The 15,459-nt window shown below is 55.3% G+C and carries 14 protein-coding genes; 6 read left to right on the top strand and 8 right to left on the bottom strand.

Annotated elements, in window-relative coordinates:
* Positions 1 to 35: 35 nt before the first annotated feature.
* The 7 genes from CLH62_RS04265 to pilB all read right to left on the bottom strand — a co-directional run bounded on the left by CLH62_RS04265 (position 36) and on the right by pilB (position 8,771).
* Complete coding sequence (locus CLH62_RS04265; protein ID WP_099616881.1) at positions 36 to 2,393, bottom strand: hybrid sensor histidine kinase/response regulator; 2,358 nt, start codon at positions 2,391 to 2,393, stop codon at positions 36 to 38.
* Between the two features lie 43 nt (positions 2,394 to 2,436).
* On the bottom strand, positions 2,437 to 3,180 hold the full coding sequence (gene tsaA, locus CLH62_RS04260; protein WP_099616880.1) for a tRNA (N6-threonylcarbamoyladenosine(37)-N6)-methyltransferase TrmO: 744 nt from the start codon (positions 3,178 to 3,180) through the stop codon (positions 2,437 to 2,439).
* Complete coding sequence (locus CLH62_RS04255) at positions 3,180 to 4,295, bottom strand: hypothetical protein (protein WP_407657758.1); 1,116 nt, start codon at positions 4,293 to 4,295, stop codon at positions 3,180 to 3,182. The genes tsaA and CLH62_RS04255 overlap by 1 nt, the downstream gene beginning before the upstream one ends.
* A complete protein-coding gene (gene coaE / locus CLH62_RS04250; protein ID WP_099616879.1) occupies positions 4,267 to 4,866 on the bottom strand; it encodes a dephospho-CoA kinase in 600 nt (199 codons plus the stop codon). The genes CLH62_RS04255 and coaE overlap by 29 nt, the downstream gene beginning before the upstream one ends.
* Before the next feature lie 3 nt (positions 4,867 to 4,869).
* The gene (locus CLH62_RS04245; protein ID WP_099616878.1) at positions 4,870 to 5,745 is read right to left on the bottom strand and encodes a prepilin peptidase; all 876 of its coding nucleotides are present in this window, start codon (positions 5,743 to 5,745) and stop codon (positions 4,870 to 4,872) included.
* An 87-nt stretch (positions 5,746 to 5,832) separates the two neighbouring features.
* Positions 5,833 to 7,053, bottom strand: coding sequence for a type II secretion system F family protein (locus CLH62_RS04240; protein WP_099616877.1), 1,221 nt, complete (start codon positions 7,051 to 7,053; stop codon positions 5,833 to 5,835).
* A gap of 2 nt (positions 7,054 to 7,055) precedes the next feature.
* Positions 7,056 to 8,771 carry a type IV-A pilus assembly ATPase PilB gene (gene pilB / locus CLH62_RS04235; protein ID WP_099616876.1) on the bottom strand — a complete coding sequence of 572 codons (1,716 nt, stop codon included), beginning with the start codon at positions 8,769 to 8,771 and terminating at the stop codon, positions 7,056 to 7,058.
* Positions 8,772 to 9,166: 395 nt separating this feature from the next.
* On the opposite strand from pilB, the gene CLH62_RS04230 reads away from it, so the two are divergent.
* The 3 genes from CLH62_RS04230 (at position 9,167) to CLH62_RS04220 (ending at position 11,799) form a co-directional block, all read left to right on the top strand.
* The gene (locus CLH62_RS04230) at positions 9,167 to 9,661 is read left to right on the top strand and encodes a pilin (protein WP_211285683.1); all 495 of its coding nucleotides are present in this window, start codon (positions 9,167 to 9,169) and stop codon (positions 9,659 to 9,661) included.
* A 112-nt stretch (positions 9,662 to 9,773) separates the two neighbouring features.
* Positions 9,774 to 11,303 (top strand): O-antigen ligase family protein, encoded by a 1,530-nt coding sequence (locus tag CLH62_RS04225; RefSeq protein ID WP_099616874.1) that lies wholly within the window; start codon positions 9,774 to 9,776, stop codon positions 11,301 to 11,303.
* Positions 11,304 to 11,355: 52 nt separating this feature from the next.
* The gene (locus tag CLH62_RS04220) at positions 11,356 to 11,799 is read left to right on the top strand and encodes a pilin (RefSeq protein WP_099616873.1); all 444 of its coding nucleotides are present in this window, start codon (positions 11,356 to 11,358) and stop codon (positions 11,797 to 11,799) included.
* Here CLH62_RS04220 and CLH62_RS04215 read toward each other — a convergent pair.
* Positions 11,796 to 13,157, bottom strand: coding sequence for an MBL fold metallo-hydrolase (locus CLH62_RS04215; protein ID WP_099616872.1), 1,362 nt, complete (start codon positions 13,155 to 13,157; stop codon positions 11,796 to 11,798). The genes CLH62_RS04220 and CLH62_RS04215 overlap by 4 nt on opposite strands.
* 90 nt (positions 13,158 to 13,247) lie before the next feature.
* Between CLH62_RS04215 and cysQ the strand changes: the two genes are divergently transcribed.
* The 3 genes from cysQ (at position 13,248) to CLH62_RS04200 (ending at position 15,360) form a co-directional block, all read left to right on the top strand.
* Positions 13,248 to 14,024, top strand: coding sequence for a 3'(2'),5'-bisphosphate nucleotidase CysQ (cysQ, locus tag CLH62_RS04210; RefSeq protein ID WP_099616871.1), 777 nt, complete (start codon positions 13,248 to 13,250; stop codon positions 14,022 to 14,024).
* Positions 14,021 to 14,500 (top strand): transcription/translation regulatory transformer protein RfaH, encoded by a 480-nt coding sequence (gene rfaH / locus CLH62_RS04205; protein ID WP_099616870.1) that lies wholly within the window; start codon positions 14,021 to 14,023, stop codon positions 14,498 to 14,500. The genes cysQ and rfaH overlap by 4 nt, the downstream gene beginning before the upstream one ends.
* Before the next feature lie 92 nt (positions 14,501 to 14,592).
* On the top strand, positions 14,593 to 15,360 hold the full coding sequence (locus CLH62_RS04200; protein ID WP_099616869.1) for a Wzz/FepE/Etk N-terminal domain-containing protein: 768 nt from the start codon (positions 14,593 to 14,595) through the stop codon (positions 15,358 to 15,360).
* Positions 15,361 to 15,459 lie beyond the last annotated feature (99 nt).

Genomic DNA, 15,459 nt, shown 5'->3' with positions numbered 1-15,459 from the left:
TTGGCGTCTTGGAAACGTAACTGGATGTCCGGGCCTCAGACTGAGGAGGCGGCGGACGCTTTACAGTATTGTTCCAGTACTGCCCGTAGCATTTCAATATTGACAGGCTTGGCAACAAACAAATCCATGCCGGCACGGCGGCAGCGTTCCTCGTCTTCTTCCATGGCACTGGCGGTCAGGGCTATGACCGGAATGTGCTCCCGGTTATTGACCTGTTCCCACTCCCGGAGTCGGCGCGTCGCCTCAAAACCGTCCACCCGGGGCATCACGCAGTCCATGAAAATCAGATCGAAGGGGTGCCATTGCCACAGGCTGGCGGCGGCCTCGCCGTCATTGGCCGTCATCACGTCACACCCCAGTTTTTCCAGAAGCCGGCGGGTAAGGGTGCGGTTAACCGGGTTATCTTCCACCAGCAACACCTTCATGCGGCCGCAGGGCAATTCACGCCGCCGGGCGGTATCTGTTACCGCCTGAAGCGAGAATCGAGTCAGAAAGTGCCGTTCCTGCCTGGCGGCGTCGGCAAACAGCTGGTGCAGAATTGGTGTCAGGCAGGATTCCCGCAGCGACTTGCTGAGGAAAGCATCGGCGCCGGCCTGGCGGAAATGCTCGGCATCGCCCCGTTGCGGGTTAGACGAGAGAATCAGCAGGCGCATATCCGCCCACAGCGGGTTGCTGCGGATCTGCCGACACAGCAGGTCGCTGTCCATATCCGGCACAAAGCCGTCCAGAATAATGGCGTCGAACGGCTGCTGGCCATCGAACGCGGTACGCAGGGACGTCAGTGCCTCGCCGGCCGATTTCACCGCCTCGATGTGCACCTCATGGCGCGACAGCATTTCCAGGGTCATCTTGCGGGAGAGTTCGTAGGAGTCCACCACCAGGATCCGGCGGTTCTTCACCATCCGGGTGTCCGGCCGAACCCGGGCGGCGTTCTCCGGGGCAACGGGCAGGGTCAGTTCCATCCAGAATGTGGAGCCTTCGCCGGGCCGGCTTTCCAGTTCCAGCGAGCCGTCCATCAGGTTCACCAGTTGCCGGCAAATGGTCAGGCCCAGACCGGCGCCGGGCAGCTGGCGCTGGAACTGCTGGCCCAGCTGCACATAGGGCTCATAGACCAGGGGCACATCTTCCGGATTGATGCCGACGCCGGTATCTTCCACCGCCAGGCGAATCCGGACCTGGTCGTCCCTGCGGCCCAACACCTCAATGCCTATCAGCACATGGCCGGAATCGGTGAACTTGATGGCGTTGGAGGTGAGGTTCAGCAGGATTTGGCGAATCCGCACCGGATCGCCCTTCAGGGCCCAGGGCAGGTTCTCGTCAATGCGCAGCTCCAGGGCCAGCCCCTTCTCCCGGGCCCGGGCGCCGAGCATGTGTACCAGATCGTTGAGGGTTTCCCGCAGGTCAAAGGGAATGTCATCCAGCACCAGCTTGCCGGCTTCCATCCTGGAGATATCCAGCAGGTCGTTGATAATGGCGGAAAGGCTTTCCGAGGCACTCAGCAGGGTCTGAACATATTCCCGTTGTTCCTGGTCCAGAGGCGTGTCCGTCAGCAGGTTGGCGTAACCCAGCACGGACTGCAGGGGAATGCGCAGCTCGTGGCTGACATTGGCCAGGAACTGGTTCTTGGCGTGATTGGCCCGCACCGCATCGTCCCGCTCGCCCTGGGACTGTATGGTGGTCTGGCGAAGGGAGCGGGTGTCTTCCAGAATCTGCAGGCGCATCTTGTTCAGGGCCTGCTCCAGTTCGGAAAGTTCGTCTGGCGTTTTCGGGGCCTTGCGTTTCAGCTTCAGCGGGTCCACCAGGGCATCCAGGTTCAGCCGTGCCGCGTAGTCGGCCATGGATTCCAGGTGCCGGGACAACGTCAGGCGAACAATTACCAGTAATCCCAGGGTGCCCAGCATCACCACAATGGACTGGAACAGCAGGTTCAGCAGGGCCCGGTCCCGCAGCTCCTCATGGATCTGATCAATGGAGGACGTGACGGTCAGCCGGCCGACATTCTCGGGGCTGCGGATGCTGGAACGGTCAAAAACCAGAGGGAAACTTTGAGTGATTACCCGGCCGTCGGGGTAGGTGCCGGTGCTGAATTCCTCACCGGTGCTGGTGACCACCCGGGCGAACTGGATGGCGGGCACCGCCTTCATGTCATCCAGACTGTTGGCTACCTCGCTGAAGTTCATCAGCCAGATGTTGTTGCTCATGCTCCCGGCAACCAGTTCGGCGGCCCTGGTCTGGGTGCCCAGCAGATCGGCCTTCCGGCGTTCGAACTCGCCGATCAGCTGAACGCCCGTGGCGACCAGTGATAACAGCAGGCTGAACAGCAATACGTAGGCGAGCAGTCTTGCTGCCAATGGCCGTATTCCCAATCGTTCGAACAACCGCTTTGAAGGCAAGGCACGAATTCCCTGTGTCGACTACAAAATCACCAGCAGCAGTTTAACAGACCGTTAGCACTTCGACACGTTTCTGTGAATGAGCATTCACGAACCGGAAGCGCACATTCAGATCGTACAGATGGGCGCCGTAAATGCGATCTTCCTCCCGCCCCCGGCGAAAAGAGGGCCGAGGGTCGTAGCCCACCACATCCTCGATCAGGGCACGCAGCTCCGGGTAGTGTTCCGGTAAAAGCTGCCGGATCTGCTCCTCCGCTTCTGGCAGGAACACCACCTCCAGCCTTTCTGTAGGCGGTGAATCGGCCCAGCCCAGGGTGGCCTCCGGCACGGAATCGGCAAAGGGCAGGTAGGGCTTGATGTCCAGAATCGGCGTGCCGTCGATCAGGTCATGATCGCTGATGCGCAGCACCAGCCTGCCATCAATTCGGGCCAACCCCTCATTCCGTACAACTGACAGCCCAAGACTGTTGGGGCGGAATGGCGAACGGCTGGCAAACACGCCCATCTTCCGGTTTCCGCCCAGGCGGGGAGGGCGCACCACGGGCCGCCATTCGGCACGCACAGCCTCATGAAACTGAAAGGTGAGCCACAGATGACTGGCGGTCTCAATCCCTCGGAACGCATCCTCCCGGTCAAACGGCGACTGGATAACCAGGTCGGCCCTGGCATGGCGGGTCAGCCCGGGCTGACGCGGCACTCCAAACTTGTCCCGGAAGCAGGAACGGGTAATGGCAATAGGCGATAGCGTGAGGGCCTCAGCTGCGGATTTGGACGGGTGTCGTGGCATTACAGGCGATCGTCCTCAATAATCCCCGAGAAAAACATTTCGATGCGGAAAACCACCGAAGCCTGGTCCTTGAAGCCTTCCTCCCGGGGGAATTCCAATGCCGGAATCAGCTCCGCGTAAAGCCAGTTGCTGTGCAGCCGGTACCGAAAGGTCAGATCCCCGAATGCTGACGTGGTGCGCCAGGAAGGCTGGCTTTCGCCCAGCACGCCCAGCCGGGGCGTTACGATCAGCCGGTTGTTCATCCGCTTCCGCACACTGAAAATCTGCGCCGCGGCAAATTCCCGGTTCCGGTGCACCCACTCCAGCTCGGATGAGGACTGAAAGTACCAGCCATTCCCCACCGGCCGACCGGCACCAATCCAGGTTCGCTCGCCCCAGCCGTCCTGGTGAAAATAATAAAATCGCTGCTGGGCGTTCAGGATCCACTTGTCGTCCAGGCGCCACCGTTTCTCAGCCGTCGCACGCCAGAATGCGTCCGGGGGGAGCCGCAGGCGCACCCCCACATCATTGGAGAAGTTAATGGCGTCACCCACTTCCGTCAGATAACGCAGGGCGCCGGTTGCCTGGGTGTCAGACCGGTTCGGCTCGGTAAGTTGCCGGTCCCGCTGGCGCTCTTCGAGAGGAATCAGATCCTCGCTTTCGCTCTCGATAACCAGCCGGAGTTTTTCCTCAGTGGTCGGAATATCCAGCCGGAAACGCGCCTCCGGCTCGAATTGCGCAATATCTCCGTACTCCGATTCCGTGGCAAAGCCGATACGCAGGTAGCTTTGATTATTCGGAAGGCCCTGTTCGCTGCCGGAGAGTGTTTTATCTGCCCACTGGCCCAGAGACTGAACCCTGGGTCCCTGAATACGCTCCTGGCGCAGCACCCAGTTACTGAATTTCAGCCAGTAGGAGTCCCTGGGCTCTGCCCAGTACTCATCCGGCTCAAAGGTATAAAACCCGATAGGCAACCGATCCGGCGACAGAATCTCCACCAGAGGCTGATCCTCCGGCTCAGACACAGGCTCGATGCTGTAGCTGGGAGAAGAAAAGGTCAGAGTAATCGCAGCCGCCAGACCCGCAAGCAAATAGCGGAAACACCCGTTAGCCAAAGTCCACCAAAAATCGTTCATGCAGCTCACGCACCTGACGCTCCACCTCATCCATAGGGCGGTTATTGTCAATTATAGCGTCCGCACGCTCAACTCGCTGCTGCCGCGACATCTGCGCGGCAATAATCCGCTCAACCTGCTCCCGGGAGTTGGTGTCCCGGGCCATAGTGCGTTCAATTTGCACATCGACTGGCACATCAATCACCACAATACGGTCAACCAGTTCGTGCTGGTCGGTTTCGAGGAGGAGAGGGGAGACCAGAAGCACATAAGGAAGCTGGTAGTTTTCCGGGTTTAACTGCCGAATCAATTCTTCACGTATCACAGGGTGCAAAATCGATTCGAGCCAAAGCCGCTCTTCCTGCTCCTGAAAGACGATTCCGCGAAGCCGAGCCCGATCCAGAGCACCCTCAGACGTAAGAATCCCCTCCCCAAAATGCTCAGCAATCCGCGCCAGCGCAGGCGTCCCCGGCTCAACCACCTGCCGGGCCACATCATCCGCATCCACCCAATGCACACCAAGCTCACCGAACAGGCGTGCCACAGTGGATTTGCCGGAACCAATCCCGCCGGTCAGGCCAATAATCGCCATGGATCAGACCCCCAGAAACCCGAACCAGAATGCCTGAATCTCACTCCCAAACCACAAACAAATCAACCCCGCCGTCGCCAGATAAGGCCCAAAGGGAATCGGCACCTCCCGCCCATGCTTCTTGAACACCATCAGGCTGATACCCACAACCGCACCGACCACCGAAGAAAGCAGAATCACCGCCGGCAACAACTGCCACCCCAGCCAGGCACCCAGAGCGGCCAGCAACTTGAAGTCCCCATGGCCCATACCTTCCTTGCCAGTAACCAGCTTGAACAACCAGTAAACCGACCACAACGAAAGATAACCCGCCACAGCGCCCCAAAAGGCACTGGTAAAGTCTGTAAGTACACCAAAATAATTCAGCACCAGCCCGAGCCACATCAGGGGCAGGGTGATGCTATCCGGCAGAAGCTGGGTATCGAAATCAATCACGGTAAGTGCCACCAGCGCCCAAACCAGCAACAACGCCCAAAGCGCAGACTCGTTGGGCCCGATGACGGCAATCGTTACCACCGAAAACAGGGCGGTAACGGCCTCAATAATTGGATACCGGGGAGAGATGCCGGCCTTGCACGAAGCACACTTGCCCCGAAGCAGCAGCCAGCTCACCACCGGAATATTCTCCCAAGCCCGAATCCCATGGCCACAGGAAGGACAGGTAGAAGCCGGCTTGGAAAGCGTAATTCGCTCCTCCGGCTTCCGCTGTTTTTCAGGGAGCTCCAGAAATTCCTCGCACTGGCAGCGCCAGTCCTGATGCATCATTTTCGGCAGACGCAGAATCACAACGTTCAGAAAGCTGCCGATGCAAAGGGAAAAAAGTGTGACGGTGAGGTAAAGAAGCCAAGGGGTGGCAAGAAATGTATCAAGGGAGACCATCAAAACGCCCAGAGTTAAAAAATGTAGGAGGGTCTGGCTTTAATCTCCCCTCCCCCCTCGCGGGAGAGGGGCCGGGGGAGAGGGGCATTAACCAACAACCTGCCCCATCTGGAAGATCGGCAGATACATCGCAATAATCAAACCACCCACAAGCACACCCAGAACCGACATAATCATCGGCTCCATCAGTGCGGTCAGGTTATCGACCATGTCATCCACCACTGCCTCATAATGCTCTGCCACCTTGGCCAGCATCTCATCCAGGTTACCGGACTCTTCACCGATAGCCGTAAGTTGAACCGCCATAACGGGGAAGACATCCTGCTGGCGCATAGCGGCTTGTAACTGTGTGCCACTGGAGACATCGTTCTTGATCTGGTTAATAGCATCGCGGTAAACAGCATTACCGGTCGCGCCAGCAACAGAATCCAGCGCATCCACCAGAGGCACACCCGCAGCAAAGGTGGTAGAGAGAACGCGACCAAATTTCGCGACGGCAGATTTATCGAGGATTTCGCCGACGACGGGTAACTTCAAAACGTATTTATCGACCAGATCCGAGAACTTCTGAGACCGGCGTTTTGCTTCTTTGAAGAGAAAAATAGTGCCGACTATTCCTAGCAAAACAACAAACCACCAACTTTGCATCCACTCAGATAATCTCACCACCATCTGGGTGAAAACCGGCAATTCAGCGCCGAAACCGTTGAAAAGACTCTCAAACTGAGGAACAACTTTCACAAGAAGAATAGCCGTAACAATAATCGCAACCACGACAACGGCAATGGGGTAAGTCATTGCCTTTTTTACCTTCTTCTTCAAAATTTCGGTCTTTTCAAGATAAGTGGCGATCCGGTCGAGCATCGCTTCAAGCGCACCTGCCTTCTCACCCGAATCCACCAGGTTGCAATACAAGTCATCGAAATGTCGGGGGTGCTTACGGAGCGCCCCGGCAAAGCTGGTACCTGAAGAAATGTCATTCCGGATACTCATCACCAATTCCTGAAGCCCTTTGTTCTCAAGGCCGTCAGCAACGATGTCGAAGCTCTGAACGAGAGGCACACCCGCTTTCATCATCGTCGCCAGCTGGCGCGTCAGCATGGCAATATCAAACGGTGTGATCTTCTTACTGCCACCAAAAAGTGGTTTGGGCTTTTTCTTCACCTTGTCCGGCATGATCCCCTGCTTTCGCAACTGGGCCTTAACCAGCGCCAGGTTGGCACCCGTGAGTTCACCCTTGGACTTATTGCCCCTCCGGTCTTTCCCTTCCCAAACGTACGATTCCAGCTTCTGTGCTTTCTCTGCCATGCTTAATCCTTCGTCACGCGGTTGGCTTCCTCAAGGCTGGTAACTCCCTCAATCACTTTGCGAAGAGCGGATTGACGCAGAGTTCGGAAGCCTTCTGCCTGAGCCTGCTGTGCAATTTTGATGGAACTGGCTTCTTCCATAATCATGTTCGCCAGCTCGTCGGTAATCTTGACCACCTCGTAAATACCGACGCGGCCTTTATATCCTCCATTGCATTTATCACAGCCCTTGGGGCGGTACAACGTGAAGCCTGTATCAATTTGTTCCTGTGTGAACCCTTCCTCCAAAAGCACCTCTTTCGGGATCTCCGCAGCCTGCTTGCAGGAATTACACAGCCTCCGGCCAAGTCGCTGGGCAATAATCAGGCTTACGGACGTGGCAATGTTGAACGAAGGAACTCCCATGTTCATCATCCGGGTAAGTGTTTCGGCGGCGCTGTTGGTGTGCAGGGTCGAAAGCACCAGGTGGCCGGTCTGGGCGGCCTTGATCGCAATGTTGGCGGTTTCCAGATCCCGGATCTCACCCACCATGATTACGTCCGGGTCCTGTCGCAGGAACGCCCGCAGGGCTTCCGCGAAGCCCAGACCCACCCGAGTGTTCACGTTAACTTGGTTAATGCCTTCCAGATTGATTTCCGCCGGGTCTTCCGCCGTGGAGATATTGATGCCCGGTGTGTTCAATATGTTCAGACCGGTATAAAGGGAGACGGTTTTACCGGAGCCTGTGGGACCGGTAACCAGAATCATGCCTTGGGGCTGCGCCAGGGCATCCATAAAGAGCTTTTTCTGGTCTTCCTCGTACCCCAGCACATCAATGCCCAGCTTGGCCTGACTGGGATCCAGGATCCGCAACACAATCTTCTCACCCCAGAGGGTAGGAAGGGTATTCACCCGGAAATCAATCGCCTTGGTCTTGGACAGCTTCATCTTGATCCGGCCATCCTGAGGCACACGCCGCTCGGAAATGTCTAATTGGGCCATGATTTTTACGCGGGCGGAAATCTTTGGGGCAAGCTTTACTGAAGGTCGGGAGACTTCTTTCAGAATGCCGTCGGTACGGTACCGGACACGATAGATCTTTTCATAGGGCTCGAAGTGAACATCCGAGGCGCCGCCACGAATCGCATCAAGGAGCATTTTGTTCACGTACTTGACGATAGGCGCATCATCAACTTCGCTCGCTGTAACTGCGCCATCGTCTTCCTGCTCGCCGCCTTCGGTTTCAACGCCCTCCAGATCCGAGTCATCCAGATCCCCCATCGTGGTGTCCTGGGATTCCAGATACTTGTCGATTGCATCTCGCAACTTGGCGTCGTCGACCAGAACCGCATCGGTACTCAGGCCAGTGTTGAATTTGATTTCATCCAGAGCCTGGATATTGGTCGGGTCAGAAACCGCAATAAACAGCCGATTTCCCCGCTTATAAAGAGGAAGTGCGTTGTGTTTTCGGATCAGTTTTTCGTCTACCACTTTCTCCGGCATCATTTCCGTCATAAATGCAGAAAGATCCAGAACCGAAACCCCAAACTCCATGGCAGCAGAGAAAGCCAGTTTTGCGCTGTCTGCCAGATTGTTTTGGGTGAGGTAGGTGATCAGGGGGATTCGGTTTTGGGAGGCCTGGAGGAATGCGTCCTTGGCGGTAGCTTCATCAAGAAGGCCGTCATCTACGAAGCGCCTTGCCAGCCCGGTTAGAGTCACGTTGCTTTTGTTGGTAGACATAAATTGACTGAGAAATGCTGCCTAAGTTGCTGAAAAGGGTATTTTGTAAATGTCACTGAGTTTAGATGTCTGGTGTTGGTTTGGAAAGGCGCTTTCTGTATTGATTAGGTGAAGGCTATTGGGTTTGAGCCGATTGGATGTAACAGAGAACTGACAAAAATGGTCACGTGGTGACGCATCGGGTCGGATGCCAGTCAACGCTCTGGCATCATCATAGGCAACGACGACGATCACATCATGCTGATAATAAAGTGGAAATCGCTCTATTCGCGAAACTGGCACGGCAGCTGCTTTAGCTCGGGTAGGCTCTAAAACCGGTCGCGGGGCACGGCTCCACCGGGCCCGGGCCATTAAGAGTTGATAACCGTTAAACACAGAGGTCGACAATGAAAAATATGCAAATCAATCACGCCCAGAAGGGTTTCACTCTGATCGAACTTATGATCGTCGTTGCGATCATCGGTATCCTGGCAGCTGTCGCTATTCCGCAGTATCAGGACTATACCGCTCGCGCCCAGGTTTCTCGTGTTGTTGGTGAGGTTAACGCTCTCAAATCCAGCGCTGAAAGCATCTTTAACAGCGGCGGTGAAGTCGTTGCGACTGCAGATAATTTGGGTGCTAGTCCTCGCCAAATCAATATTGGTTGGACTGGGTCTAACCTTGTCGACGATACCTATGGCGATGCGGCCGGTCTCGATGTGACAGATGGTGACTTGCCAACTATGACTTGGTCTGTGAAGTTGGGTGAAGATGCTTCCGGCTCTGTCCGTGGTGTCGTCATTACTGTCAGCCGCAGTCTTGCTGGCGCCTACTCCTGCTCCATGACAGGTGGAACATCTACTCAAGGTTGGAAGGACTCGTACGCGCCGGCCAGCTGTGAGCACAGCTAAGTAAGCACTGCGCTCAAGCCCTTTGGGGTCTGAGAGTAAGAGAAAGTCAAAAGCCCTGCCAATAGGCGGGGTTTTTGTTGTTATTTATTGGTGGTCATGCTGGGGCGTTGATGTGGTAACGAAAGGGTATAGTACTTCTCAAATTCCTCTGAAATTCAACCAGTCCAGCTCTTTTTTCCATGGTTTTCTCGTCCCCGTTTTTGTCTCCGTTATTCTTGTTTCACTATTTGCGGATTTCCTGCCGGTTTGGTTCAGCAACTTTGCTAATCAGCGTTTTTTTCAGGTCTTCCTTGTTGTTTTCGTAACGTTTGTTGTTTTGCTGGTTCCCGCAAGTGATGGGCGCGCTAATTTATGGCTGGATAACTGGCCTGCGTTCCTGGTGGCCATGGGGTTTCTCGTTCTGGCCGTTCCTGTCTCTGGCAGCGATTACCGGTGGGTTGAGCCGGGAATGTATGCGTTTTTCTTTCTGGGATTTTCAGTTTTAGGTTGGGGTATTCGCGCACTGCAATGCACTGAAAAGGCTGCCATCACATTGGTTGCCGTGATTCAGATTGGTTGTTTTTTCTATGCGGCCATGAGCCTCACAATGTATGTGTTCGCCATCACGGACGATTTCTCCAAACTCGTTGACGTCATTCCCTGGGGTTTTGTAAACATGCGTTACTGGAGCCACTTGGCCACTTGGTTCCTGCCGTTGCTTCCGCTGGCGCTAATATATGCACCACTCAGAAATAATGGACTTTGGCGGGTAGGAGTCTTCTTCACGTCCGGGGTTTGGTGGTGGGTAGCGTTACTCACAACCTCGCGAGGGTCAATGGTCAGTCTGGCACTAGCGGCGTTGATTGTGCTGGCAATTTTTGGTCGGGCTACAATACCTTGGTTGGTGGTTTCGGTGAAATTTGTTCTGTTGGGCGCGGTTCTGTGGTGTTTGCTGTCCTGGGCAATTCCGGAACTGGTTTTCGACGAAACTGTGATCCGTACCCTGCATGCTGGTGCTTCTGGGCGCATGCCGCTCTGGAGGGAGGCATGGCAAATGAGTTTGCAAAACTTCCCGTTGGGTATGGGGGCTCAATCTTGGCTTACCCATTCTTCAATTACGCCAGAATACCTGTTTGTTCAGACCTTGGGGCATCCCCATAACATGTATTTGATGTGGGCGGCCGAGTACGGCTGGACCTTGATAGCGTTCGTGGCTGTCCTTCTGGGCGTAACTTTGAAAAGGCTTCTTTTCTTACGCGGACTAATTGTTTCAGGATCGCAGGAGTATGCCTCCTTGATGGTTGCTTTTACTGCCTCCTGCATAGCGGGACTGGCTCACGCAGGAGTTTCCGCAGTCTTTCTTGTTCCCGCCTCAATGACAGTTAGCTTGGTGGTGCTGGCAGTCTTTTGGGCTTTGAGTTTGCAACCTGTTGAGAATGCCTTCGCTTCAGAGGGGGAGAGTGATGCCATGCCAGGCCGGGCCCGCCTAAAACCAATGCTTGCTTTTGCAGTGCTAATCTTGGGAGTTGCCTGGGGCCAAGAGGTATGGCGTTACCACCAGGCAATGGAAGCGGATCTGAGTGTCTATGCCGAGAGTCCCTACGCTCCGCTCCTACCGCGCTTCTGGCTACACGGAAATTTCCCTCGGCCTGGCAGCGAATGATGCTGGTCTGAACTTTGCTTGAGGACAGATATATTTCACTGGATTATGTTTCATGCCTGGAAAGAACAGTGGTTTTACATTGATTGAACTGATGATCGTTGTTGCAATCATCGGTATTATCGCATCCATAGCCATACCCACCTATCAAGGGTATGTAATGCAATCCCAGATAAATCGGGCCCTCGGGGAGCTGTCGGCGTATAAGTCGGCGGTAGAGGAACGACTAGCGCAGAATGGAGCGGTGACTAACTCAGATATCGGCTATTCCCCCTCGCCCTTAACCACCGGTACAGTCGCAACGAATATAGCGACGCTAAATGCTGACGGTTCTGGTCACCTTCAGGTGACCATGGGCGGCAATGCTCACGGCGATCTCACTGGTGTCGTATTGCGACTTGAGCGATCAGTTGCCGGAAGCTGGAGTTGTATCGTCGACACAAGCGGGGCCTCGAACTGGAGAGGCAGGTACAGCCCGTCAGGCTGCACAGTCAATTAAACCCCTACCTCGTCAAACAACTCCGGCACCTCAACATCCCAACCAAACTTCTCCCGAATCCGCTTCCGCATAACGTCACTCGCAACCATCTCCCCGTGAGTGACATACACCTTCTCCGGCTTGAGTGAACCCTGCTCAAGCCAGGCCAGAATCTCGTTGTAATCCCCATGAGCTGAGAGTGAATCCAGGTTGTGAATCTCGGCCTTCACCGGCCAATACTCTCCATGGATTTTCACGGATTCGGCTCCATTCACCAGAGCATCCCCCCGCGTACCAGGCGCCTGGAACCCAGCAAAAACAACGCTGTTACGTGGGTTGGGCAACAGGGTCTTCAGGTGATGCAAAACCCGCCCGCCACTGGCCATGCCGCTGGCAGAGATAATCACGCAGGGATAACGTGCGGCATCCAGTTCAATGGACTCTTCCACGGTGCGCACGAGTGTCGTTTTGTCATCGATCAATTCGCATTGCGCGCCACTGAGCTTGTGCTCTTTATGGTGCTTGTAGAAGATCTCGGTAGCCTTGATGGCCATGGGGCTGTTCAGGAACACCGGTAGCTTCGGGATCTTCCCGTCGCTCATAATCTTGTGAATCACATACAACAACATCTGGGCCCGGCCGACGGCAAAGGAGGGAATCAGAACAATGCCGCCCCGGCCAGCGGTTCGCGTAATAATATCCGCAAGCTCTGCTTCCGGATCCGTTTCGCCATGGGCCCGATCCCCATAGGTTGATTCACACACCAGCACATCCGCCTTCTGCAGGGGCTCCGGCGGCCGCATGATGATGTCGTTTTGCCGCCCCACGTCACCGCTGAACACCACCGTTCTGTCAGCACCCTTGTGATGAACATGCACACAGGAGGAGCCGAGAATATGCCCCGCCGGGGTGAAGGTTACCTGAAACCCTTTCACCGGCTCGAACGTCTCGTGGTAGTGCAGGGATTCAAAATGCTTGAGGGCTTCCCAGGCGTCTTTCTCGGTAAACAACGGCTCCGGTTTCTCGTGTTTTGAGAACTTCTTGCGGAAGGCGTATTTCGCATCTTCCTCCTGCAGAAAACCGGCATCTGGCAGCAGAACCTTGCACAGCTCATGGGTGGCCTTGGTGCAGTAGACCTTGCCCTTGAAGCCGTTTTTCACCAGGGCGGGCAGGTAACCCGAGTGGTCAATGTGGGCGTGGGTAAGCACCACTGCATCAATGGTGGACGGATCCACCGGAAACTTCGCCCAGTTGCGCCGGCGCAGGGTTTTTACACCCTGGTACATGCCGCAGTCCACCAGCATCCGGTGCTTGTCATCGGAGAGCAGGTAGCGGGAGCCGGTGACTGTTCCTGTGCCGCCGAGGAAGCGAAGTTTCATAGAGGCATCCTTCTGATTATTTATTGCTGGAATGTTACTATCACCTATCATAGTTCATAACGTTTTGATCTGAAGCAGGAAGCGAATTACATGCATTACAGCTCCATCCTCCCGGATGTCATCAAAGTGGCCGACGAGGCCAGCGAGAAAGTGCTGCATATCTACCAGTCGGACTTCAAGGTGAGCTACAAAGCCGACGATTCGCCCATCACTGCGGCAGACACCGCCGCCCATGACATCATCACCCACGGCCTGCGCAACATCAGCCGGGATATCCCCATTCTCTCCGAGGAAGGCAAAGACATTCCCTGGGAAGAGCGCAAACACTGGCGCCGGTTCTGGCTGGTGGATCCCATCGATGGCACCAAAGATTTCACCCAGCGTACCGGGGAATTCACCGTCAACATTGCCATGATCGAAGACGGCGAGCCAGTAATGGGTGTGGTTATCGCCCCAGCTCTGAAGGAAGCCTACTGGGGCGTAGTGGGTGAGGGCGCCCATAGGCGCGACCGCACCGGAAGGGTTCACAGTATCCGGGTAGCGGAACCCAAAGCAGTAAAGCGGGTGGTGGCCAGTAAAAACCACCTTAACGAAGACACCAGAGCCTTTATTGATGCGCTTGGTGAACATGAACTGGTGCAGGCCGGCAGCTCCCTCAAGTTCTGCCGCATCGCCGAAGGCCATGCCGACATTTACCCGCGTCTGGGTCCAACCTGTGAATGGGACACCGGCGCAGCCCAGGCTGTACTTGTGGCTGCGGGCGGCAAAGTTGAGACCCTGGATGGAACGCCACTGAAATACGGTAAACCAGATGTGTTAAATCCGTATTTCATTGCTGCGGGAAGCTGGTACCGTCACCGGCCATGAACTGGTACGCACTACAACTCAAGCCCGCCCAGGGCGATCGCGCTCTCGCGAATCTTCAGAATCAGGATATTGCCTGCTTCTTTCCGAAAATCACCGTGGAAAAAATCAAGGCCGGCAAGCGCAGCAAAAAATTGGAGCCCCTGTTCCCAGGCTATTTGTTCGTGAATCTGGAGCAGACCGACCCCATGTGGGCAAAGCTGCGCTCCACCCGGGGCGTGTTGAAAATCGTCAGCTTCGCCAACAAGCCGGCCGCCATGAGTAATGAGGTGATTCAGCACATCAAAGACAGCCTCGATTCGGTGGCCGAGCAGGGCGGCATCAAGCCGGGCCAGGCCGTACAGCTCAACGAGGGGCCGTTCGAAGGCATCAATGCCATCTTCCAGGCCTATGATGGCGAAGAACGGGCGATTGTGCTGATTAACTTTATGCAGAAGCAGCAGCGGGTAAAAGTGCCGGTATCTGCTATAAAGAGCTAACAGGAACTGCCATTAGGGCATTGAAACAGAGTCAGGCCAAGTGCGGCTGACAACTCAGCCCCGTGCCATATAACAAAAAAGATGGAGCTTAAATGGAAGATAGGCGCCGCGGATCTCAGCCGCAATACAATGACGAAATCAGCCTGGTCGATCTTGCATCGACGTTCTTAAAGCGTCGGCGAGTCTTTTACGCAGTTCTCTTTTCAGCGTTACTGGCTGGAATCATTTACGCAATGCTGATGCCGGAAAGATACGATTATGTCAGCCTGGTCAAGCTGGCAGAGAAGGCGCCCGGCAATTACATTGACAATCCGGCAGCGATAATCGCAACACTTGAGAGCCAGTGGCTGCCAGAGTACCAGTCTACCTACCATGCAGAACATGACCAGTCTATTCCGTTTAAAGTCCAATTCGAAAACCCGGAGAATACCGGGCTGATCCGGGTGGTGTCTGAGGCATCGCCGTCTCAGGCAGAGGTCGTAAAACAGGTTCATGCCCAGCTTATTGATGAACTCTTGGAAGCGCAAACGGCGGCTGTATCGAGCCTGAAGCGGAACCTGGAGCGGCAAATCGAATCGCTTACCTCAACGATCAAGATGCTGGAAGGTTCAGAAGGCGCAACGGATGCGGGGACGGCCATTGCAGCGGCTTTTGAAAAACGGTTAGCGCTTGAGGTGACCCTCAGCTCTATTCAGCCAATGGAAGTGCTGGCGGTAAGCCGGGAAAGTGCGGGGCGAAAGGGGCCGGCGCGCAGCCTGATTGTTCTGTTGGCTGGCCTGCTGGGTTTGATGGGAGGTGTTTTCCTCGCATTCGTTACAGAGTTTGCAAGTCTGGTGAAGGCGCAATTGGCCGAAATGTGAGCAATTTCCTTGCAATTCCGACGTTTTAACAATTCTTTACTCAGGTAACCTGCTGAATCGCCAAGTGTCGGGCTTTTTGTCACTTGCTTGTCATAGGCG

This window comes from Marinobacter guineae, from assembly GCF_002744735.1.
GTDB classification, from domain to species: Bacteria; Pseudomonadota; Gammaproteobacteria; order Pseudomonadales; family Oleiphilaceae; genus Marinobacter; species Marinobacter guineae.
The sequence above is the reverse complement of the archived record's forward strand: the minus strand, read 5'-3'. Positions and strand labels throughout refer to the sequence as shown.